The 21,964-nt window shown below is 59.3% G+C and carries 18 protein-coding genes and 1 pseudogene; 14 read left to right on the forward strand and 5 right to left on the reverse strand.

From position 1 onward, the window contains the following. Positions 1 to 310: 310 nt before the first annotated feature. The gene (locus GGI60_RS14615; RefSeq protein ID WP_183916856.1) at positions 311 to 2,434 is read right to left on the reverse strand and encodes a right-handed parallel beta-helix repeat-containing protein; all 2,124 of its coding nucleotides are present in this window, start codon (positions 2,432 to 2,434) and stop codon (positions 311 to 313) included. A 16-nt stretch (positions 2,435 to 2,450) separates the two neighbouring features. Further along, a complete protein-coding gene (locus GGI60_RS14620; RefSeq protein ID WP_183917029.1) occupies positions 2,451 to 3,749 on the reverse strand; it encodes an O-antigen ligase family protein in 1,299 nt (432 codons plus the stop codon). A gap of 388 nt (positions 3,750 to 4,137) precedes the next feature. Between GGI60_RS14620 and GGI60_RS14625 the strand changes: the two genes are divergently transcribed. From GGI60_RS14625 to GGI60_RS14690, 14 genes are all read left to right on the forward strand, one after another. Beyond that, positions 4,138 to 4,353: a hypothetical protein gene (locus GGI60_RS14625; RefSeq protein ID WP_183916858.1), complete on the forward strand. Its 216-nt coding sequence runs from the start codon at positions 4,138 to 4,140 to the stop codon at positions 4,351 to 4,353. 9 nt (positions 4,354 to 4,362) lie between these two features. Further along, positions 4,363 to 5,313, forward strand: a complete 951-nt coding sequence (locus GGI60_RS14630) for a glycosyltransferase (RefSeq protein ID WP_183916860.1) — start codon at positions 4,363 to 4,365, stop codon at positions 5,311 to 5,313. Then, the gene (locus tag GGI60_RS14635) at positions 5,310 to 6,410 is read left to right on the forward strand and encodes a glycosyltransferase family 4 protein (protein ID WP_183916862.1); all 1,101 of its coding nucleotides are present in this window, start codon (positions 5,310 to 5,312) and stop codon (positions 6,408 to 6,410) included. The genes GGI60_RS14630 and GGI60_RS14635 overlap by 4 nt, the downstream gene beginning before the upstream one ends. Further along, positions 6,404 to 7,546, forward strand: coding sequence for a glycosyltransferase family 4 protein (locus tag GGI60_RS14640; RefSeq protein WP_183916864.1), 1,143 nt, complete (start codon positions 6,404 to 6,406; stop codon positions 7,544 to 7,546). The genes GGI60_RS14635 and GGI60_RS14640 overlap by 7 nt, the downstream gene beginning before the upstream one ends. Further along, positions 7,543 to 9,810, forward strand: a complete 2,268-nt coding sequence (locus GGI60_RS14645) for a tyrosine-protein kinase domain-containing protein (protein WP_183916866.1) — start codon at positions 7,543 to 7,545, stop codon at positions 9,808 to 9,810. The genes GGI60_RS14640 and GGI60_RS14645 overlap by 4 nt, the downstream gene beginning before the upstream one ends. A gap of 38 nt (positions 9,811 to 9,848) precedes the next feature. Further along, positions 9,849 to 10,952 carry a GDP-mannose 4,6-dehydratase gene (gmd, locus tag GGI60_RS14650; RefSeq protein ID WP_183916868.1) on the forward strand — a complete coding sequence of 368 codons (1,104 nt, stop codon included), beginning with the start codon at positions 9,849 to 9,851 and terminating at the stop codon, positions 10,950 to 10,952. A 293-nt stretch (positions 10,953 to 11,245) separates the two neighbouring features. Then, positions 11,246 to 11,500 carry a hypothetical protein gene (locus GGI60_RS14655; protein WP_409527263.1) on the forward strand — a complete coding sequence of 85 codons (255 nt, stop codon included), beginning with the start codon at positions 11,246 to 11,248 and terminating at the stop codon, positions 11,498 to 11,500. Between the two features lie 163 nt (positions 11,501 to 11,663). Continuing rightward, positions 11,664 to 14,066 (forward strand): FdhF/YdeP family oxidoreductase, encoded by a 2,403-nt coding sequence (locus tag GGI60_RS14660; protein ID WP_183916870.1) that lies wholly within the window; start codon positions 11,664 to 11,666, stop codon positions 14,064 to 14,066. Positions 14,067 to 14,111: 45 nt separating this feature from the next. Continuing rightward, on the forward strand, positions 14,112 to 14,834 hold the full coding sequence (locus GGI60_RS32030; protein ID WP_409527264.1) for a c-type cytochrome: 723 nt from the start codon (positions 14,112 to 14,114) through the stop codon (positions 14,832 to 14,834). Continuing rightward, positions 14,831 to 15,829 (forward strand): cytochrome c oxidase subunit II, encoded by a 999-nt coding sequence (coxB, locus tag GGI60_RS14670; protein WP_183916872.1) that lies wholly within the window; start codon positions 14,831 to 14,833, stop codon positions 15,827 to 15,829. Before GGI60_RS32030 ends, coxB begins: the two co-directional genes overlap by 4 nt. Further along, entirely contained in the window at positions 15,826 to 17,739 is a 1,914-nt protein-coding gene (gene ctaD, locus GGI60_RS14675; protein ID WP_183916874.1) for a cytochrome c oxidase subunit I, read from the forward strand. The genes coxB and ctaD overlap by 4 nt, the downstream gene beginning before the upstream one ends. Then, positions 17,736 to 18,338 carry a cytochrome c oxidase subunit 3 gene (locus GGI60_RS14680; RefSeq protein WP_183916876.1) on the forward strand — a complete coding sequence of 201 codons (603 nt, stop codon included), beginning with the start codon at positions 17,736 to 17,738 and terminating at the stop codon, positions 18,336 to 18,338. Before ctaD ends, GGI60_RS14680 begins: the two co-directional genes overlap by 4 nt. After that, positions 18,335 to 19,231, forward strand: coding sequence for a cytochrome c oxidase assembly protein (locus tag GGI60_RS14685; protein ID WP_183917037.1), 897 nt, complete (start codon positions 18,335 to 18,337; stop codon positions 19,229 to 19,231). Before GGI60_RS14680 ends, GGI60_RS14685 begins: the two co-directional genes overlap by 4 nt. 34 nt (positions 19,232 to 19,265) lie before the next feature. Further along, positions 19,266 to 19,628 carry a c-type cytochrome gene (locus GGI60_RS14690; protein ID WP_183917035.1) on the forward strand — a complete coding sequence of 121 codons (363 nt, stop codon included), beginning with the start codon at positions 19,266 to 19,268 and terminating at the stop codon, positions 19,626 to 19,628. Positions 19,629 to 19,644: 16 nt separating this feature from the next. Here GGI60_RS14690 and GGI60_RS14695 read toward each other — a convergent pair whose 3' ends face one another. From GGI60_RS14695 to GGI60_RS14705, 3 genes and pseudogenes are all read right to left on the reverse strand, one after another. Continuing rightward, positions 19,645 to 20,559 carry a cytochrome c gene (locus GGI60_RS14695; protein WP_183916878.1) on the reverse strand — a complete coding sequence of 305 codons (915 nt, stop codon included), beginning with the start codon at positions 20,557 to 20,559 and terminating at the stop codon, positions 19,645 to 19,647. Between the two features lie 33 nt (positions 20,560 to 20,592). Then, positions 20,593 to 20,841, reverse strand: a pseudogene (locus GGI60_RS14700) (TIGR04290 family methyltransferase); the annotation flags it as partial. Positions 20,842 to 20,915: 74 nt separating this feature from the next. Then, complete coding sequence (locus GGI60_RS14705; RefSeq protein ID WP_183916880.1) at positions 20,916 to 21,962, reverse strand: UDP-glucuronic acid decarboxylase family protein; 1,047 nt, start codon at positions 21,960 to 21,962, stop codon at positions 20,916 to 20,918. Between the last annotated feature and the right edge of the window lie 2 nt (positions 21,963 to 21,964).

The following is a 21,964-nucleotide window of genomic DNA, read 5'->3' on the forward strand; positions in this document are numbered from 1 at the left end:
CTGTGTACCCCATAGCTTGCCACGTTGCTCCTTATGATGAACGCGGCCCCGAAATTGCGGTTTGACCCTAACGGAACTGCAGAAGATACCGTTTCGTGCGAGCAAAGATGGTTAGGCTTGAGCACTAACAAAGCCGGCAAGAGAGAACATGGTGAAGGGGGAGATGACAGCTCCGGCCGGCGAGCCTTCGGTTCGATCGCCGCGCCCAACTCGTCAGTTGCCGGCACCAGGCAACCATCCTTGATCGGCAGTACAAGTTGCCATAGCCAGGCTTAATCGACGCAGAATTCTGCTAGTGGCGGCGCCCTTGTCACTCGGGCGCGACCACGCTTCCCGAGTCCGCGCCGGCCTTCTGAAGATCCGCCAGACTGCCATATTCTCCGGACCGCATGATCCTCGGATCTACTCGGAAGCTCTGGTTGCTCAAATTGCCAATGTAGCGGTTACCCGCGAACTGCACATATCCAGGCCCGTGATCAGGAGCGTGGACGTATGCCGCAAGCCCGTTGCTACTGTCGATCGACACGACATTGTTCTCGATACGATTTGGCTTGGCCCATGGTGGGTGCCAGCCTCTGCCGGTTCCGTCATCGACGCGAAAGGCCGCACCCGATCCGCCGGTGATCACGTTTCCCGTCACCAAGTTGCTCCAGCCGCCGTTGATGCCGATCGCCGATATGTTGTCCGAGAGCGAATTTTCTTCGATGCGGATCCCGCTCGCCTTTCCATCCGTGTAGATCGCCCAGCTGATGGGAGTGGGCCATTCGCTGGTATTTTCGTATTCGGGAGGCCAGAACGTCCCGTCCGGCCTGTTCATAAGGTAGCCGGTCCCGGTCACGACATTGGAGCGGATGGTGCTGTTCAAGGGGTCGGCTTGCTCGCCCATCATCTTGATGGCGCCGCCATCGGCAGTCTGCTGGTTGGCGTTACGGACCACATTGTGCTCGATGACGGCGTTATAGACCGCGTCATTAGAACCCCACAGTGAACCGCCGGCGATCCCGAACTGCGCGGTGTTCTCGACGAGGTTGTCGGCGATCCTGACATTGTCGGCAGCCTGGAACCATACACCGGCTGTCTCAATGTAAATCTTTCCAATGTCATGGATGTAGTTTGAAAGGATTCTGGCACCGTCCGACTTGCCGAAGGTGCCATAATTCGTGCCGACGTAAATCCCGTTGCCAGCCACATCCGCGATCACGTTGCCGGCAATCAACGCGTCCTTGCTTTCCGTCACATGGATCCCGACGCCGACATTCTCGATATTGTTGCCAAGGATTTTAACACCATCGGCGTGTTCGATTCGGATGGCGCCAAATCCTCTCGTATCCGTAAAAAATTTGCCGCTGCCTTGGGGCGCTCCGTCTCTGAACTCGAGCCCCGATACAACCACCCCATTGGCCCCGTCCAACTTCAAGAATGTCGGCAATACGCCAGCAACGACGACGGAATCGGGGAACGACTGATCGATCGGGGTATAATGAAGCTGGCCCGCGGCAGCGTCGTGCCACCACTCTCCAGGCGCGTCGAGCAAGCTCTTGGCGCCGGTCAGGAAGTAGCGGCTGCCTTCGGCGGTAAAGAAATAACTTGTGCCTTTGGTATGGACGGTCCGGCCGCCGCCATCGATGGATACGACCGGAAGCGTATCATTGCCCCACTGGCCTCCGGGTTGATACCCACCAACGATGTCGACGACCAGCCCGCTCGCATTCCCCACATCCGGAAGATCGCCGGCACGGAAACAAAAGCGCGTGTTTCCTTCCCAAATATCGATTGCAGGTTCGCACTTTGCCGCGAATAACCACCCCTTGCGGGGGTCGCCATCAGCCGGAGCATTGGGAAATCGAGCCCGAGTTTGCCGTATCCGATTGACGAAAAGGTCACCGACGCTCTCCTCCGGCGGCAATGTCAGCGGCGTCGTCCAGCGGCCATCGGACTGCCGCGCCCAGTTATCCACGCGTGGCCCTCCATGCAGAACCGGCGCTTCATTGCATCTAGCCGTGAGGATCAAACCCGTATCGCGGGCGTCAAAGACGATCGGCTGGGTAAGGTAGTAATCGCCTTTACCGAGCGCAATTAGATTGGGACCGCCTTTCTCGCGGGCAGCATCACGGGCTCGTTCGATGCTGGCGAAAGGTCCATCATTCCGCTGCTGATTTGCGGTCGGAAGCAGGCCGCCCCAACTGTCTTTTCCATCGGGAGAAACGTAGAATACTGTCCGCGCCGCGGTGCTGCTGCTCAAGGTGTCGCGTAAAGAAGTCCCACTCAATTTGGCTGCCGAAGTCGCGGAAGCTTCCGCGCAGGTCGCGTCCCGGATGAGCATCTGCAGGCGCTCGGGCGCATCCCCCTCTGTCCCGGCTGGAGCCGAAATGCCGGAATTCGGAAAGAGCATGACAGGCAAGATGCTCAGGATCAGTCCAATACGCCGCCTCATGATTTCTGCAACCCTCTCATAAGGCCACGCGAGGCGCCCGCCAAGATGGCGAAGGGCTGCTCGAAACGACGGGCGCGTATAGCGAAAACATGATGATGGCTGTGGTGAACAGGATGAAGATCGCGTCATTCTGAACCAAAAAAATACTCTCGGTCAGATTCATCACCAGGATCATGATCGTAAGGACATTGAGCCAGAGCCATCCATACTGCGCATCATAACAATGAAGGAACGCGCCCTGGCGGATTGCATGGGGAAGCATCAGGGCAAACGGGATCATTCCCATTATTCCAAAGCTTAACAAGATATCGCGATATCCATTATGCGCGTGTGGCGCGGCCCATCCTACTTTTGTCCAGATGTGCGCCGCTTCGGGGTTGGCGTCCGTCCAGAAAGCCTGGTAACCATAACCGAGCAACCAACGATCGGATATGTCGCGATCAACCAGCTCCCATAATGGCACCCGACCCGTCAACGTCGCGTCCTTGCCGAGCGCTTCAAGGGCCGGAACCAGGAATTCGTGAAGCGAAATCAGAATGCCGACAGACAGCTGAACGAAAAACAGGACGATGACGATGCGGCCAATGCTGCTGCTACTTTGCAGGAGGGAATAAAAGCCGATCAGGCAAAACGCGACTGTCGTCGCAATGATTGCTGTCATTGATCCGGAGCTCGCCAGGCAGATAATACCCGCGGCCAACAGGATGAACGCGGTTCGCCGCAGGTCGAGCTTGCCGTCGATCAGCACGGCGGTCGCCACCAAGATCATCAGCGCCGCGTACCAGCCAAGCACGTTCTTGTGAACGAAGATTCCCCGCATCGCACCATCCGGCATAGTGGCGAGGGCTGGTGACACCACAGAGATAACCACACTGAGGAGGATACAGGCTCCCAGGGTCATAAATAACAGGAACAGCAACTGCCTTGGCGTGAAACGGATCGCCAGGACGTAGGAAAGAAGCACGCAAAACAAAAGACCGATTGCGCGCCTCAAGGTCGATGAAGGTCCTATTGACCACAAGGTCGACAAAAACGGCAGAGCAAGGATCAGAGGAACAATCAGATTTCGCCTGACCGCCGTTAGAAATTGCGGAAAATTGCGTATCAGGACCAAGATTGTAAATGCATATATTGGAAGGCAAGGAAGACGCAGTATAGATTTGGCAGATTCGCTGAGCGTTCCGTCCGCATCTGACAGCATAAGTGGCAGAAGGGCGCCTGTCTGAAAAAAAAGGGATATGCCGGCGCCCCAGCATTCTATGGCCCGCCAACTGATGGTTGGTCCGCTGGCAGTTCTGAGGCTAGCTACTCCCATGATCCGTTCCGACTGAGTTGAACAGACAAGCGACTCTTGATCCGACGGATCAAAACAACAGGTGTCGGCCTTTTGCGGCACTGCTTTCAAGCAATCATCCGGCCACATCAGCAGTCAACCTGTCCTAGGGAACGGCGGGCTACGCCTAATGCACCCTCTCTCCACCCAAAGGCGATGTTGGGGTTAAGCTCCGAGCTTGCATTACCCCAAAGGCGGGTCGGTATGCCCGCATGATTGCCCTTAAGAGCAGATGTTGCGCATGTCCGTTCACCGGTACCGTGGCGACGATGTCTTGTGAATCGTGGTGAAGCCGCGCTCCACTGGACTGAGGCAACAATTCTGGCAGAGGCTGTTTCTGCAGTCGAAGCCTGCAAGGTTTAGGATTGCTATGTTCCTGCGTCATGATCCTAGTTCTCCATCCAACGCCACCGGCGCAGCAATCGTCGCGGCGATCTCATTGGCTCCGCGCCAGGCGCTGTTCGGTCGACGCAGTACTTTGGATATCGCCATCACCGGGGCACTAAACTTCGTCGGCTGCGTGACGCTCGGCCTCCTGCGCAACTTTGCGCCGCTGCAGAGCGGCGCATGGCGACAACTTACCTGAGGGGGCGTCATGGAACGGCCGACCCTCAGTGTCCTCATCAACAATTACAACTACGCACGCTTTGTCGGGCGGGCGATAGACAGCGTGTTGAGCCAAGCCGAGGGCAATGTCGAGATAATCGCCGTCGACGACGGATCTACCGACCACTCGCGCTCCGTCCTGGAAGCATACGGCAACCGGGTGAAGGTGATCTTTCAGGAGAACGCCGGACAGGCCGCCGCGATCAATGCCGCGGTAGGATCGAGCACCGGCGAGATCCTCTGTTTTCTGGATGCCGACGACTGGTGGGCACCGAGCAAGCTATCAGCGACCGCTGCAGCCTTTCGCGCGAACCCTCAAGCATCGCTCGTCTATCATCGACTGCAGCCGACGCTTGTCGATGGCACGCCGACGTCCAAGCCAATCCCTCGAACCCTCTGTTCGGGCGCGTTGTCGTCGCTGCTCACACGCTCTGCCGGTTGGTGGCCATTCCCGCTGACGTCGGCGGTCGCGGTACGACGCAGCGCTTGGGATGCTGCGGGCAACATTCCAGAACAGTTCCGCATATCGGCCGACGCCTGGCTCGTGGGAATCTATCCGTTTCTGGGGGATGTGATCGCCATGCCGGATCCGCTTGGATTCTACCGCATCCACAATAACAATTGGTATCGCCCCACCGAAGATGCCGCGACGCTCAGGAGACGGATGACGCACTGGCAGCATACTGTTGAAGCAACGAACCTGTTTCTCTCAACTCATGAACTGCCGGCAAGACTACATCTGAGGGATCACTATCCCTATCGCGTTGCGTCGGCAAAGCTGCAGGGCGCCGATGCGCTCACGAGGGTCAAGCTTGCCATCGAAGGCCTCTTCTTTGCCGGCGAGCCGAACCTGCTCAGGCGGACGCGCGACAGCCTGCGCTCGGCGCGCGGCCTGTCGCGGTTCGGTCTGGATGTGGGCTTGCCGGGGGTAGCGAAATGAAGGCGCTGCTATTGGTGTCCGAACTGGAAGACTATACCATTTCCTTTGCCAGCGGCGTTGCTCAGCACCTCGATGTTGTGCTTGCCGTGCCGCGCCGGCGCTATGCACATCTCGCCTCTTCCTTCGACCCGGCTGTCGATCTGCACCTTCTGGACTGGCCGAGACACCGTTCTCTCTCCAATCCGTGGTTCCTGTACCAGCTCACGCGCCTGATCCGGCGCGAACAGCCGAACCTCATTCATCTCCTCAGCAATTCGACGCTTTGGCTGAACCTCGCTGTTCCGTTCTGGCGCCCTATCCCGCTTGTGACGACGATCCATGACGTCGAAATCCATCCGGGCGACGCCGATACGCGTACCTTGCCTAGCTGGGCTCCCGAACTGATGGTGAAGCAATCCGGACACCTCGTCGTGCATGGCGAGGGGTTGAAGCGGATGGTCCTCGACCGATATGCAAAATCGCCCGACCGCGTCCATGTTCTTTCGCACCCCTCCATCCTTCGCTATGCGGAGCTCGCCCGGCGACGGAAGATGACGGCGCGCGAAGCGGATGGAACGATACGCGTCCTGCTGTTCGGACGGATATTCGCCTATAAGGGTCTGGAACATCTGGTCCGGGCCGAAGCGATGCTCAAGGACGCGCTTCCCAACCTGCGCGTCACGGTCGCGGGCCGTGGCGACAATCCGGCGATATTCCTGCCGCTTATGGGGCATGCCGACCGCTATGATATTCGCAATCGTTTTATCGAGGATGCAGAGGTCGCCCAGCTTTTCCTGGACACCGACATCGTCGTGCTTCCATATACGGAAGCCTCCCAAAGCGGCGTGCTCAACCTTGCCGCCGCATTCGGCAAACCCGTCATCGTTACTGATGTCGGCGAGTTGCGGGATACCGTTGAGCCCAACGGGTTGGGGATGGTGGTCCCCCCCGGCGATCCCAAAGAGCTCGCGGCAGCGATCAGGACATTGGCAGACAACGGCGAGCTTAGAATCAGGTTGGGCGCCAATGCGCTCGAATGGGCCAAGGGGCCGAATTCGCCTGAACGGGTCGGCGGCCGGGCCGCGGCAGTTTATCGGGAGGTGGTCGGGTCATGCTGATGGAAGCCCTCACAGACAGAAGCCGGCCGGCGGCCCGCAGCGCGGCTAGCGTCCGCCATTATCTTCCGGGCGGCTGCGAGAACGGCGGCGGCATCGGCAGGCTTGTCGGCTATATAATAGAGACGGCGAAAGAGACCGGCGCGAAACATTTCGTCACCGATACAAGAGGGGCTCGATGGTCCAAACTGACTTCGCCGGCGCGACTGGTCGGGGCGATCCTGACAATGGCAAAGGACCGGATCGTTACGCCTGATCGCATTCACCATATCCACATCGCTGGCCGCGGCAGCACTTCTCGCAAACTGATCCTGGCCGAGGCTGCCCGCCTGTTAGGGTGCTGCCACATATTGCACCTTCACGACTACGATTACGCCGGCGATTTCGCGCAACGCTCGCCGCGTCAACAACGGCTCATACGTCGAATGTTTCAGAATGCCGACCGTGTCGTGGCGCTGGGCCAGCGCGATCGCGCGACGCTGACGACCCTTCTGGGTGTTGACGAGCGCCGCGCGGTCGTCGCCCATAATTGCGTCCCCGATCCCGGGACGCATAATATTTGCGACGGCGGGACACCGCTGATCGTATTCCTCGGCCGGTTGAGCGAACGCAAGGGGGTCACTGAGCTTCTATCGGCCCTGAACCACCCGCTTATGAAAGAACTCCGGTGGCGGGCCGTGCTGGCCGGCGATGGTCCTGTCGAGCATTATCGCCGTCTGGCTGACGCCATGGCGCTTTCCGATCGGGTCGAGATGCCCGGCTGGCTTGACGCCGGTGAGGCGCGAGCCTTGTGCGCGCGTGCAGATATTCTGGTCCTGCCGTCGCACGCCGAAGGGCTGGCAATGGCCGTGCTCGAAGGACTGTCCCATGGGCTCGCCGTCGTAACGACTCGTGTTGGGGCGCATGAGGAAGTCATTACCGATGGTGAGACCGGGATTTTCGTGCCGGTGGGAGACCAGAATGCCCTGGGCGCAGCTTTGGCAAAGCTGGTATCTGACCGCGAATTGTGCATCCGCCTCTCCGTCCAGGGGCGCGCGCATTATGTCAACTATTTCAGCATGATGGTCTATATGCGCTCGCTTGAAAAACTTTACGAAACCGTATCCGCGAAACACCAAGGATGGGCTGCCGCACGATGACGATTTCCACTGTTCCGCCGGACCGCAACCTTCCGATCTCGCCAATGCGGTATGATCCTCGCGCTCAGGTCGAGACCAAGGCGGATAACCTAGACCTCGCATCCGCCTTTCGTATGCTGCGGCGAAGAATGGTCACGATCATTGCGATAACCTTGCTGCTGGTGGCGCCCGCGGCGATTATGATCTCTGGGTTGAAGCCCACCTATCAGGCCTCGGCCCGATTGATCGTCCACCAGCCTCTCGCGACATCACTTGGTGCGGAGGATACCAGCCGCGGCAATCCGCTTGACGTGAAATCGGAGACTGAGCGGCTTTTATCCAGAAGTATTGCAGAGCGAGTCGTGCGCGAAATGCGGCTTAACATGCGGGACGAGTTCAATCCAGCGCTGCGGAAGGTCTCGTTTTTTGAGAGTATCCGGGCAAACCTGCGAGGCCTTTTCGACACGGAAAAGCCCGCTTCGGCGGCACGAGACAGCATCGAAGCCACTATCCGGGAATATTATCAGGCACTCGGAGTGTGGCACGAAGAGAGGAGCGAAGTTATCCAGATCAGCTTCACGGCAAATGATGCTGAACTCGCAGCCGCTGTTCCTAACCGTGTCGTCAGCATTTATCTCGACGAGCGGAAGGGCAGTGTCGGTGCCCGCCTGGATGCAGCGGAAACATGGATCCGACAGCGCATTGCCGAACAGAAGGGTCGCGCGGTTATTGCTCGCGACGCTGCCCGCAACTATCAAGAATCGATGGACATCGTATCGAAAGAGGACGCTCAGGATGAACGTATCAAAACCCTCCTGGAACTCACCGGGCGCGAAGGTAAAATCGAGGAAAGCCGGCTTGAGGTAAAAGCGACGATATCGGCGCTCGAAACCGCGGATAATCCTTCGGCTGCGGTGCAGAACATCGCCGTCCCCGATAGCATCTCCACGAAGCAACGCGATCTTCGCGCACAGGAGGAAGATCTTTCCCGTCTGCTTGAGCTATATGACAGCAATGCCGAGGCAGTGGTGGATTTACGCAGGAAGATCGAACAATCCCGTATCGATCTCGACCTCGCAACCAAGCAATATCTCCAATCAATGCGCGCCAAGCTTGCCGCCCTTGATCATGAAGCCAACGCAGTGCAATCCATCTTGGCTGTCGCTAAGGAAAAACGCACACGCGATGCCCTGGCGCAGACCGAATTGACACGACTGCAGCGTATTGCCGAAAACGAGCAAGCCGCACTCGACAAGCTTGAGGACCAGCGTCGGGACCTCGCCGCCAAGGCCACACTGCCGGGCGCGGAATTGGAGGTTTTCTCACCGGCTTCGGTGCCGCTCGTGTCACAGGGACGTGGAAGGCTCTTCTATCTGGTGGGCGCCCTCCTGGCTGCAATCTCGGCAGCCGTGACCGCTGCTTTCGTACTCGAGATGTGGGACCAGTCCGTCCGGAGTTTCGATCAGATAGCAGGAATGGCCCGCACGATACCGGCAGGACTTATCCCACGGCTGGCGCGGAAGGAAAATCCGAAGACGATTTTCAGACTTGTGCAGGTCCCGATGTTTGACGAGGCAATTCGCACCGTGATCCTGACGCTCAAACAATCCAACGGGGGCAAGGTGCCGAACAGTATCGTCGTTACGTCGGCGCACAGCGGAGAAGGCAAGTCGCTTGTCGCAAGATCGCTGGCTATCGAGCTCGCCGCCGCGGCAATTCCGGTGCTGCTGGTCGACGGCGACCTTCGACGGGGAGAACTCGATTCGTTCTTCAGGTCGGGGCTACAGCAGGGTTTGAACGAATACCTGAACGGCCAGGCAGATATCCGCGACATCGTCTACCACCATCCAAGCGGTATCGACTTCATTCCATCTGGCAAATTCAGTCTTCAGCGACGCGTTCGTCCGAACGGCCTGACAGATATCATCGAGGTGGCGGGCGCGGCCGGCCGGATTGTCATCTTCGACAGCGCGCCCGTGCTCGCCTCGACAGACACCGTGCTTCTGACTGCGCTCGCGGAAAAAACACTGGCTGTTGTCAGATGGGGAAAGACGAGCCGTCGCGCGGTCGAGTTCAGCCTGCAGCAAATGAAAAGCCCGCGAAATTCGGAAATCCTTGTCGCGATCAACAATGTAAGCCCCGACAAACACGCGCTGTATAATTTCAGTGATTCAGAGCTTTTTTCCAAATCTCTGATGAAATATTACCAGCCTCACACCGACGATACTCTGAAAACAATAATTAATAATATATTTTCTTTGAAATCGAAGATAATACATAAATGAATGAACTGCCGCACTATTGTTCGAGTTGGAGGGCAATCATGGATATGGGTATGACAAAGAACCAAAAAGTTGCACTGATTACGGGCATAACAGGTCAGGACGGTGCGTATTTGGCCGAAATGCTCCTGGACAAGGGCTATATCGTTCACGGCCTCAAACGACGCTCATCGTCCTTCAACACCAGTCGTATCGAGCATCTGTACGAGGATCCCCATGTCGAGAATCCTCGCTTCATTTTGCACTTTGGGGATATGACGGATTCGACCAATCTCATCCGCGTCATCCAGGAAACGCAGCCGGACGAGATTTATAATCTCGCCGCACAGAGCCACGTTCAAGTTTCGTTCGAGACACCGGAATATACCGCAAACGCCGATGGAACCGGCACCCTGCGGCTGCTGGAAGCAATTCGCCTCCTTGGGTTGACCAAGAAGACCCGCTTCTATCAAGCGTCCACCTCGGAACTCTACGGCAAAGTTCAGGAAGTTCCGCAGAGCGAAACGACGCCCTTCTACCCTCGATCACCCTACGCGGCGGCCAAGCTCTATGCCTATTGGATCGTCGTCAATTATCGCGAGGCATATGGCATGCATGCCTCGAACGGGATTTTGTTCAATCATGAAAGCCCGATCCGCGGCGAAACATTCGTGACGCGTAAAATCACCCGGGCGGCGGCTGCGATCCATCTTGGATTGCAGGACAGGCTCTATCTCGGCAATTTGGATGCGAAGCGCGACTGGGGACATGCACGAGAATATGTCCGCGGTATGTGGCTGATGCTGCAACAGGACGAACCCGGGGATTATGTCCTTGCGACCGGCGAGACGCATTCGGTGCGTTCCTTCGTTGAAAAGGCTTTTGCCAAGGTGGGCATGCCGATTGATTGGCGTGGGAACGGGGTCGAGGAAAAGGGATTCGACAAGACTTCAGGTCAGTGTGTCGTGGAGATCGATCCGGCCTACTTCCGCCCGACCGAAGTTGATCTTCTGATTGGCGATCCGACAAAGGCGCACACGAAGCTTGGCTGGAAACACGAGACCAGTCTCGATCAGCTGGTCACGGAGATGGTTCGCGAGGATCTGAAAGTCATGGCACGAAATGTTCCGTCCGTGGGCGTGACGAAAAGTTTTGCTTATGCCTGAAGAGCCCCACGGGCTCTCCGATCAAAAGGGAGTTGCGCCTGCGTGCCGTGCGCGCTGCAATGTCAATCGCCGTCATACCAGTCTTCCGCTCCCATGATAGGGAAGCAATCCGATTCCGGAGAGGCACAGCTCTCGCCGTCGCCCCCTCATTCGCTGCATCCTGCGTCCCCTCGACGTCCTGATGATGAACTGCTCCAACGGCAATCGAAGGGAACGAAATTCAAGCGGTCTGGTTTGGTCCTTGAAGCGCCTGTCGCGCCCTGGCGACAAGGCGGCCCGAGGAGCACGTTGCTGTGAATGTTGTAAGGTTCCCCCGCAGAGAGCACTCCGACGATCCGGATCGCGCTTTCGTAAGCAGCGACGCAGACGCGCGACGTCTCTACAAATTCGCCCTTCAGTACGAGATGGATGGCAAGAGCTGGGCCACCGAAATCTGGGCCTATTCCTCCAAAGACGCCGAAGACCGGGTCGCTGCCATGCGGCGATCGCTGACGATGTGCGGCCAGATCTATGCTGAGGTGGAGGCCGAAGCGCCGACATCACCCTGACCGCCTGCGACATTGTTGAGCCGCCAGGGATCTTTCATTCATCCCTCAGTCCCGGCAATCGTCAGGCGCCTCCGCCGGTCCGCCGGGAACAGTTCGTTCCCCGGAGAGTTCGGGCCGCGAATAACTTGCGGGATTCCCGCTTCGGCACTGTGGGGAGCTAGAGATGTCAACGAAATCAAAACAACGCCCAACAATCGGTGAAAATGCACGGACGGCGGGCGGCTGGGGAGCGGCGAGATCTGTGGGAGAAATCCTTCTGCGCGAGCACGTCCCGCGATCCGGGTCGTCGATGCTTGCGCATCACAATAAACCGGACGGCTATATGTGCGTGAGCTGTGCCTGGGCCAAACCTGCAAAACCGCATGCGATGGAATTCTGCGAGGAGGGCGCAAAAGCAACTGCTTGGGAGATCACCACGCGTCGCGCGAACCGCGCGTTTTTTGCCGCCCATACATTGCAGGAGCTGGAGCAATGGAGCGATCACGATCTCGAGGAGCAGGGCCGGCTTACCCACCCGATGCGATGGAACAGCGCGACGGATAAATACGAACCGGTGAGCTGGGACGAGGCCTTTGACGAAATCGGCAGAGAGCTGCGTGCCATTCCTCCGCAGCAGGTGGATTTCTACACGTCAGGTCGCGCCTCCCTGGAAACCTCCTATATGTACCAGCTTTTCGCACGCATCTTCGGCAGCAATAACCTACCGGACTCGTCGAATATGTGCCATGAAAGCACGTCGGTGGGGCTTCCGGAAAGCATCGGAGCGACCGTCGGCACGGCAATCCTTTCGGACTTCCAGAACTGCGACTGCATCTTCTACCTGGCGCAGAACGTCGCCACCTCGTCGCCCAGAATGCTGCACGATCTGCAGGATGCGGCCGACAGAGGCGTCAAGATCGTCACCTTCAATCCGTTGCGCGAAGCCGGCCTTGAGCGTTTCATCAACCCCCAAATGCCGAGCCAGATGCTGACCGGCCGATCGACATCAATTTCCTCGGAATATTTCCAGGTGAAGAACGGAGGTGATATCGCAGCCCTGTTCGGGGTCTGCAAAGCCTTGATCGAAGCCGACGATGCCTTGAAGGCGATGGGCGCGAGCAAGGTTTCAGGCTCCGACGCGGCCCCCGACAAACCGGACAACGCTGCGGCGGTCGCGTTTGCCGCTTCCATCGCCGCAGCCGACAAGAAGCACGTGCTCGACCACGATTTCATCAACACGCACACGTTGGGCTTCGAAGAGTTCGCCGAGACCGCCCGCCGCCACGATTGGGCCGAGCTGGAGCGTGTTTCCGGCCTGACCCGCGAACAGATGATCCAGGCGGCGCGCATCTATGCTCATTCAGAAGCCGTGCTGATGATCTACGGCATGGGATTGACCCAACATGTGATGGGCGTCCAGAACGTCCACATGGTCGCCAATCTCGCGCTGTTGCGCGGGAATGTTGGTAAGCCGGGCGCAAACATCTGCGCGGTGCGAGGACACTCGAACGTTCAGGGACAGCGAACGGTCGGAATAACCGAGAAGCCCGCCCTTGTCCCCCTCGACAAGCTGTCGGAACTCTATCAATTCGATCCGCCGAAATGGGAGGGTCGCTCGACGGTCGATACCTGCAAAGCCATCATGCAAGGTGAGGCAAGGGCGTTCGTCGGGCTGGGCGGCAATTTCCTGCGTGCGGTCCCGGAAACGGACGCGATGGAAGAGGCATGGCGGAAGCTGCGCCTCAGCGTCCAAATTGCAACCAAGCTCAATCGCAGCCATGTCATCCACGGCGAGATCGCCTATCTCCTGCCCTGCCTCGGTCGGCTCGAGATCGATGAACAGGCGAGTGGCCCGCAAGCCGTCTCCATCGAAAGCTCGGTGGCGCATTTCCACGGCTCACGCGGAAGGGCAAAGCCGGCTAGCCACGAGCTGCTGTCGGAACCCGCAATTATCGCCGGCATCGCCAAGGCGACACTGACGAGAGGCCAGGTGCCCTGGGCTGAATGGATCGGCGATTATTCGAAAATCCGCGACGCGATCGAAGCGACCTATCCCGAAACATTTAGGGACTTCAACAAACGCATGTTTCAGCCGGGCGGCATTCCAAGACCGTTGCCGGCGCGGGAGCGCAAGTGGACAACTCCCACCGGGAAAGCCAATTTCCTCACTCCGCCGCGCCTCTTTCCCGAGCTCGATATCGGTTCCGACGCCGGAGAGGTTCTCAACCTCACCACGCTGCGCTCGAACGATCAGTTCAACACGACGATCTATGCCTACGGCGATCGCTACCGGGGTGTGAAGGGGACCAGACAGGTGGTCTTTATGAACGAGGAGGACATTCTGCGGTTGGGCCTCAAAGAGGGTGATTTGGTTGATCTGACGACGGCCATCGATGTCGTAACGATGCGCCGCGTCATGAATTTCAAAGTCGTGCGGCACGATATTCCGGCCGGCTGCTGCGCAGCCTATTATCCGGAGGCGAACCCGCTCTTTCCGCTGGCGCATCACGATGCGAAGGCCAAAACGCCGTCCTATAAGTTGTTGCCGGTGCGTCTCAGCCTCTCCGCCCAATCGTCGCGGTCCTGAACCGGGGTCCCGGCGATGAACCAAAGCAAGAATCGAAGCCGGGTTGTGGCAGCAACGCTTTTCTGCGTGGCCGCCGCAGCGGCAGCTATCGGCTGGGCAAGTTTCCCACGGCAGGATCGCGCCTATCCCGCCATGTTGGGAGCCCTGGTTCAGTTACCGGCGCCCCCCGACCGAGCAACCGAAAGAAAGCCAGGAATTTGGTTCGTATCGACAGCAATTCTCTGCGCGTTTGCTATCGGCGCCGTGATCGGATCGGCAAGACATCCGAGGCAATATCGCACCGATCCCCCTGTTAGCTCAGCGCTCGACCAGTTCCGACTGATGCCCAACAAGATCGGCGGGACACCTCCCGACGTCTATTTCGCCCTCGACAGCCCCTATGAAACCACCGCCTATGATCTAGGCCAGGGCAAGCGTCTTTATTCCTGGTTCGGGTGCCCTATGTGCCATGGAGATGGGCGAGGCGGAACCGGCCCTTCATTTCTCGATGGCTGGTGGCTGTACGGCTCGGAAATGGTCTCGATCGTGGCATCTATCCGGGACGGACGACCTCATGGCATGCCCTCCTTCGCCAACAGAATGACGAGCGACCAGATCTGGCAGCTCGCGGGCTACGTCAGGACGATCGGCGCCTACTCGGCGCTCTATACCGCGCCGAGCCGGAACGACGACAAACATACCAGACCGGCCGAGAACCGGGCGCCGGCAGCAAGCCATTTCGAGGAGGGACCGACCGGCGTCCGTTCCGATCGAGGTGTTCGGCCTTGAATATCCCCCGCGCCTCCCTGCTATTCCCCCATCTCCTGTTTCTCTCTGGCTGCACTAGCGATCCGCAATCGGCTCTTAATGCCGATGGACCTTCAGCCATGGAGCTTCGAGAGTTGATATCGCTGTTTGTCGCGGTCTGCGGTGTCGTCTTCGTGCTGGTCATGGTCGTCATGACGTGGGCCCTGGTTCGCAGGAGGAACCCGGCGCCCGGCAGGCCTCAGACCGAGCGCTCCATGGGCAGGGCCGTAAGCGCGGCAATTGTAGGGACCGTTCTCGTCATAACCTTTCTGACCGTTTCGAGCTTTTACGCCACGCGCAGCATCGACTGGCGCGAGGCTGATCCTGCGACGGTCGTCGTTCGGGGCCAGCAATGGTGGTGGCAATTCACCTATCTTAATGCGGATCCGGCGAAAACCGTCCAGACCGCCAACGAACTGCATATTCCGGTGGGAACCGACGTCCGGCTGCGTCTGGAGGCAACGGACGTCATTCACTCATTCTGGGTACCTAACCTGACGGGAAAGCAGGACCTGGTTCCCGGCCGCGAGAATGGACTGACGCTTCATGCCAGCAAACCCGGCGTCTATCGCGGTCAATGCGCCGAGTTCTGCGGCCTGCAGCACAGCCACATGGCTCTGCTGGTGGTTGCCGAGGAGCCTGACGATTATGCCCGCTGGCTGGAAGCGCAGCGAAATGCGGCGGTCGAGCCGGCCGACCGCGATGCGGTGGCGGGCAAGCTGGTCTTTATGAGCAAGCCTTGCGCCGCCTGCCACACGATCCGCGGCACGGCGGCGGGCGGCACCTCAGGACCGGATCTTACCCATGTCGGCAGCCGCAGCATGATCGGAGCGGGACTGCTGGAAAATACGCGGGGATCGATCGCCGCCTGGATCGCCGATCCGCAGACGCTGAAGCCGGGAAACAACATGCCCTTGGTTCCTCTCACCAGCGAAGAGCTGCAGCAATTGAGCGCCTATATGAGTGAGCTCCGATGACGTGCCAGGACAAGACTCCGTCACCCGCCGATCTGGCAGCCGGCAATGAACCGGCCGAAGCCTTTCTCAGGCGAACTTGGTCGACGCCGTCGGGGCTGTTGGCCGCGCTGTCCACGGTCGATCACAAGGTCGTCGGACGGCGCTATATCGCGACAGCCTTCATGTTCCTGCTCCTCGGCGGCGTGCTTGCGCTGGCGATGCGCCTCCAGCTCGCTTTCCCGGAGGCGCGCTTCATCAGCGCGGACCGTTACAACCAGATCTTCACGGTCCATGGGAGCAACATGATGTTCCTTTTTGCCGTGCCAGTGATGGAGGCGATGGCCGTCTATCTGGTCCCGCTGATGGTCGGTACCCGCAACATCGCCTTTCCCAGACTGAATGCCTTTTCATATTGGATATTTCTGGCCGGGGGGCTGCTCCTCTGGATCTCTCTCCTGCTCGATACGGGCCCTGACGTCGGATGGTTCGCTTACGTTCCCCTAGCGGGCCCGCAATATGGCGCAGGGAAGCGGGTGGACATCTGGGCGCAGATGATCACTTTCACCGAAGTGTCGGCCCTTGCCGTCGCCGTCGAGATCGTCGTCACCGTCTTCAAGCTCAGGGCGCCAGGTATGTCGCTCAATCGCATTCCGCTTTTCGTGTGGTCGATGCTGGTGACGGCCTTCCTTGTCATTCTGGCGATGCCGGCGATCATGTTCAGTTCTTCGTCGCTCATTCTCGACCGGCTGGTCGGCACGCAGTTCTACAACCCTTCGGAGGGTGGCGACGCCCTTCTCTGGCAGCACCTATTCTGGTTCTTCGGCCACCCCGAGGTTTACATCATCTTCCTGCCGGCAGTGGGTATGGTATCCGCCATGATCTCCACCTTCACCCGGCGGCCTGTTTTTGGATATCTGCCGCTAGTCTTGGCAATGATCGCGACCGGTGTGCTGGCTTTCGGCCTCTGGGTGCATCATATGTTCGTCGCCGGTCTGCCGCGTCTTGGAAGCAGCTTCTTCACCGCCTCCAGCATGGCGATCGCCATTCCCGCAGGAACCCAGATCTTCTGCTGGCTGGCGACGCTGTGGGACGGACGTCCCATCTTCAAGACACCGTTGCTTTTCATCATCGGCTTCCTGATCACCTTCGTGATCGGCGGAATGACCGGGGTGATGGTGGCCTCCGTGCCGCTCGACACGCAAGTTCACGATACTTATTTCGTCGTGGCGCATTTTCATTATGTGCTGATCGGCGGGTCCGTCTTCCCGCTCATCGGCGCTATCTACTACTGGTTCCCGAAAATGACCGGCCGCATGATGAGCGAAAGGCTCGGCCGATGGGCCTTCGGCCTCATCTTCACCGGCTTTCACCTGACCTTCTTCCCTATGCACATCCTCGGCCTTCAAGGCATGCCGCGCCGCGTCTACACCTATCCGCCGGAATTGCCCTGGGCAGGCTTGAACCTCTTCGTCAGCCTCAGCGCCATCATCCTGGCTGCCGGCTTCCTCATCTTCTTCACCGACGCCGTGCGCAGCTTCAAATTCGGTCCGGCCGCAGGGCCGAACCCCTGGAACGCCTCGACGCTGGAATGGGCTACGTCCTCGCCCCCTCCCCCCTACAACTTTCGCCACATCCCGGTTGTTCAATCCGCCGAACCGCTCTGGGCGGACGGAGAGACCTTGCCGGTGGCCACAGGCCTTAGACTCGACCGACGGGAAGTGATTGTCAGCAGCGTTACGGGAGCCGAGCCGGAAGCGCGGGAATCCATGCCAGCCAATTCGATCTGGCCGCTCCTGGCAGCCATCGCCACCAGCGTCATGCTGATCGGTTCAATCTTCACCCCCTGGGCGGTGATCTGGGGAGCGATCCCGATAGCCATCACCCTCACGGGATGGTTCTGGCCGAAGCAAACTCCGGAGGACGAGTCATGAAAGAACGTATCGCACTCGACCTGTCGAAGCTTCCCCTGCATGGCATGGGCAGTGCGAGCCTGACCTTCTGGGGCACCGCCGCGTTCATGTTGATCGAAGGCATGGGATTTGCACTGACAATCGCGATCTATTTCTACCTGATGAGCCTGGCGCCGCGTTGGCCGATCGAAGCCCCTCCTCCGGATCTTCTTCCGGGGACGGTCCTCACCCTGCTGCTTCTCGTCAGCATCGTGCCGAATATGCTGGTGTCGCGGTGGGCGCAACGCAAGGAGCTGCGCAAGGTGCGCCTGGGGTTGATTGCCATGGCCTTCATGGGCGCGATACCGCTCATCCCCCGCGTATTCGAATTTCCTGCCCTTCATATCAGCTGGGACGACGACGCCTACGGATCGATCGTCTGGACGATTCTTGGTCTGCACACTATCCACATCGTCACCGATCTCATCGACACGATCGTTCTCGCCTGCCTGATGTTTTCCAAGCATGCAGACAATACCCGCCGCTACGGCGATGTCGAAGACAACGCGCTTTACTGGAACTTTGTCGTCCTCGCCTGGCTTCCCCTCTACGGATGCATTTATTGGGTGCCGCGGCTATGAGAGCAGGAACAACGATCGCCTTGCTGGCCATTATGGCGGCACCGGCCTCGGCCCATGACGGCCATGCCCATTCCGGCTCTTTTCCGTGGACCATCGACCCCTGGATCGTTGTACCGCTGGGTCTCAGCGCGGCCTTATATGCATGCGGCAGCCTTCGCTTCCGGCCGCGCTCCCTAGAAAGCCGCCGTTCCTTCGTCCAAAGGCTTGTGACCTTCTGGACCGGTTGGTTCATTCTCACCGGCGCGCTCGTGTCTCCCCTGCATTGGCTGGGTCAACAGCTTTTCAGCTTCCATATGGTCGAACATGAATTGGTCATGGCCATTTCGGCGCCGCTGATCGTGCTATCGCGGCCCTCGGCGATGCTGCTCTGGGGACTACCGAAGATCGTCAGGCGCCAGACGGGACGGGCACTTGCTTCAAACGCGATGCGCAGCGCGTGGAACTGTCTCAGCAACGGCACAGTGGCGACACTGCTGCACGGCGTGACGATCTGGGCCTGGCACGCGCCGATCCTGTTCGACGCCACGATTGACAGCCCGCCCCTCCACCGCCTGCAGCACCTTTCCTTTTTCGCGAGCGCCGTCCTGTTCTGGTGGTCCGTCATCTGGAAGAAGAATCGGGGACTGGCTGCCTGGCACGTCTTTTTGACCATGCTGCATATGAGCATTCTCGGTGCGCTCATCACACTTGCGCCGAGAGTGCTCTATGGGGTGCAGACGCGAGCCTCCGAGACCTGGGGGTTGTCGCCGCTCGAGGACCAGCAGATGGCGGGCCTGGTGATGTGGGTACCTGCAGGGATCATCTACGCCATCGCAGCGCTGACGCTGACCGCATTGTGGATCAGAGACTCGGGAAAAGGAGGCGCAGGTGGAACGCACATCGTTGCCCCGTAACTCGCTTCTGCCTGCTTTCGTCGCGGCTGCCTGCATGGTCAGCTCTGCGGCAGCGGTGTTCTTGACCGACATCTATCGCCAGCGCTCCGAACGCCAAGCCGCTGCGATCGCGATGACGAAAGGCGATCCCGCACGCGCACCGGCGATCTTTCGCCGCTATGGCTGCGCCGGATGCCACACGATTCCGGGCATAGAGGGCGCCGACGGCAAGGTCGGCGGCGATCTCTCCGGTCTGCGCGAACGGGTCTACATTGCGGGCGTGCTCAACAATTCCGCCGATAATCTGGTCGCCTGGATCGTTACACCGCAAGCCTATTCGCCAAAGACCGCAATGCCGGCCACGGGCATATCCGAAGCGGAAGCGCGCGACCTGGCCGCCTATCTCTTTGGGCGTTAGGCACTGAGCGACCGATTCAAGGACGAGGCGTCGGCCGCGGCGGCAATGACTTCAGATATCGAGCCATGGCGATGCGGTCCGACTCGGGGAGTTCAGACGTGTTTTCCACGACGTCCGCCATCGACCAGCCGACATAACCGTGATCGGGCGTCCTGCCGCTCCGAAGCATTTCGGCGATTTCCTGCTCGGACCACGAGCCAATGCCCTCCGGCGTGATGTTCGGATTAAAACCGACACCTTCGGAACTCACCCCTCCGGCAAATCGCGTCTTGGGCTTGATTGCGCCAAAGATGTTGCGGGAGGAATGGCACTCGGCGCAATGGCCGAGCGCTTCGACCAGATAGGTCCCGCGATCATGCATCGGATCGCCGATCGCATTTCCTTCCGGCCGACCTTCATGGAAGAAGAGCAGCTTCCAGAAGCCGACGAAGCGTCGAATGCGAAACATCGGATCGATATCATGCGGCTGCGGACGTTCCGCGACCGGTCGGAGCGTATGCAAATAGGCATAGAGGTCCCTGACATCGTCAAACGTCATGCCGGTATAGCTGGCATAGGGAAACACGGGATAGTAATGCTGTCCCGACGGAGACACGCCGGCGATCAGCGCATTGGCCAGATCTGCGACTGACCATGAGCCGATGCCGGCCTGCGGATCGGGCGAAATATTAGGTACTCGAAAGCTTCCATAGGGGGAGGCCAGAGCGAGGTCGCCGCCCAGTTTCAGACGATCCGGCTGGCCCGGTGAAGCATGGCAGGAGGCACACCCGCTCGCGGCAAATACCAGCCGGCCGCGCTCAGCATCCCCGGGCGTCAGCCCGGAATCGCCGGCCGCAAAAAGCGGATGCGGTCTGGTCACGAACCAGACCAGGGTCGCGATGACGAGGATCGCAACAATGGCAAAGGAAACCGGTCTCGTACCCTCCAACATTCTGCACCTGCATCCTCCTATCGAGCGGTCGCCTCAAGGGGGCGGCGGCTCGACCATGTAGGGCCGTCGGCCTCGGCGACAAAGATAAACGTCGCGCTCGGGATTTGTCTCCAACGCAAAGCCGGAGCTTCGCAACATGGCTTCGACCGCTGCCTTGTTTGGGATGAACCCGTTGGTAGGATCGGCTGCATAGCGCTCTTCGACGAAGAAAGGCGTCGGGTAGTCCCGCCGGTCGAAAACGTTCCATTGCGAAAATTCATAGTCACCTTGAAGCGTGGATATTGTGGAACCAGGCCCCAGTTCGTTGATGCACCACTTCAAAGCCGGATTCATCATCGTCTGCATCCGCCTTACGATCAGTTCTCCAGAAAGGCAGTGTGCGAGGCTGCCATTCTGCGACGATGGCGAGGCGCTCCTGTTCGCCTTCGTGGGCGATCGTCCAGATTGGCGGCGAACCAGTCGATCGTATATCTGAGCCCTTCGGCAAGCGGCACCGTCGGCTGCCAATTGAGAAGCTCCATTGCACGGGAAATATCGGGCCGGCGACGCTGGGGATCATCCTTCGGCAGCGGCCTGTATGCGACAGCGGTCTGGACCGGCATCATTGAACGGACCATCTCGGCGAGCTCGTTGATGGTGAACTCCCCGGGATTGCCGAGGTTGACCGGCATGCCGGGGTTGGGCCGCACGTCCATGAGCGCTATGAGACCGCCGACAAGATCGCTGACATAGCAGAAGGATCGAGTCTGCGTGCCGCTTCCATAGATGGTCAGAGGCTTCCCGGAAAGGGCCTGCACGATCAGGTTGGAGACGATCCGGCCGTCATTGGCCTGCATGCGCGGGCCATAGGTATTGAAGATGCGGGCGACCCGCGCGTCGACTCGGTCCACGCGAAGCATGTCGAAGCAGAGAGCTTCGGCGGCGCGCTTTCCCTCGTCGTAACAGGCGCGTGGCCCCGTGCAGCTGACATTGCCGCGATAATCCTCCCGCTGCGGATGCTCGGCCGGATCGCCATAAACCTCGCTGGTCGAGGCCTGTAGAAAGGAAGCCCCCTGCCGGTCGGCCAGCGCGAGAAGGTTGCCCGTGCCGGCGACGCAGGTCATCATGGTATGAACGGGATCGGCCTGATATTGTGGCGGCGATGCGGCGCAGGCCAGATTGTAGATCTGGTCGACAGGCTCATCAATCTTCAGGAATTCGCAGATATCTTGTTCGATCAGCCGGAAACCCGGATGGTTCACCAGCGGCCTGACATTGTCCCGCGATCCGGTGATATAGCTGTCGACGCAAATGACGGCATCGCCACGGCCGAGAAGAGCATCACAGAGATGCGAGCCGACAAAGCCCGCGCCCCCTGCGACCAGGACAGTCTTGCCTGTGCCGCGATGATTGACTTGAAGCATCG

The sequence above is a fragment of the Rhizobium lentis genome (assembly GCF_014200175.1).
GTDB lineage: Bacteria > Pseudomonadota > Alphaproteobacteria > Rhizobiales > Rhizobiaceae > Rhizobium > Rhizobium mulingense.

Coding starts and splice junctions, on each gene's coding strand:
- GGI60_RS14635 (WP_183916862.1), top strand. CDS start 5,310: ATGAAGGCGCTGCTATTGGTGTCCGAACTGGAAGACTATACCATTTCC.
- GGI60_RS14680 (WP_183916876.1), top strand. CDS start 17,736: ATGAAAGAACGTATCGCACTCGACCTGTCGAAGCTTCCCCTGCATGGC.
- GGI60_RS14620 (WP_183917029.1), bottom strand. CDS start 3,749: ATGGGAGTAGCTAGCCTCAGAACTGCCAGCGGACCAACCATCAGTTGG.
- GGI60_RS14630 (WP_183916860.1), top strand. CDS start 4,363: ATGGAACGGCCGACCCTCAGTGTCCTCATCAACAATTACAACTACGCA.
- GGI60_RS14685 (WP_183917037.1), top strand. CDS start 18,335: ATGAGAGCAGGAACAACGATCGCCTTGCTGGCCATTATGGCGGCACCG.
- GGI60_RS14640 (WP_183916864.1), top strand. CDS start 6,404: ATGCTGATGGAAGCCCTCACAGACAGAAGCCGGCCGGCGGCCCGCAGC.
- GGI60_RS14695 (WP_183916878.1), bottom strand. CDS start 20,559: ATGTTGGAGGGTACGAGACCGGTTTCCTTTGCCATTGTTGCGATCCTC.
- GGI60_RS14625 (WP_183916858.1), top strand. CDS start 4,138: ATGTTCCTGCGTCATGATCCTAGTTCTCCATCCAACGCCACCGGCGCA.
- gmd (WP_183916868.1), top strand. CDS start 9,849: ATGGATATGGGTATGACAAAGAACCAAAAAGTTGCACTGATTACGGGC.
- GGI60_RS14645 (WP_183916866.1), top strand. CDS start 7,543: ATGACGATTTCCACTGTTCCGCCGGACCGCAACCTTCCGATCTCGCCA.
- GGI60_RS14690 (WP_183917035.1), top strand. CDS start 19,266: ATGGTCAGCTCTGCGGCAGCGGTGTTCTTGACCGACATCTATCGCCAG.
- GGI60_RS14660 (WP_183916870.1), top strand. CDS start 11,664: ATGTCAACGAAATCAAAACAACGCCCAACAATCGGTGAAAATGCACGG.
- ctaD (WP_183916874.1), top strand. CDS start 15,826: ATGACGTGCCAGGACAAGACTCCGTCACCCGCCGATCTGGCAGCCGGC.
- GGI60_RS14615 (WP_183916856.1), bottom strand. CDS start 2,434: ATGAGGCGGCGTATTGGACTGATCCTGAGCATCTTGCCTGTCATGCTC.
- GGI60_RS14705 (WP_183916880.1), bottom strand. CDS start 21,962: ATGCTTCAAGTCAATCATCGCGGCACAGGCAAGACTGTCCTGGTCGCA.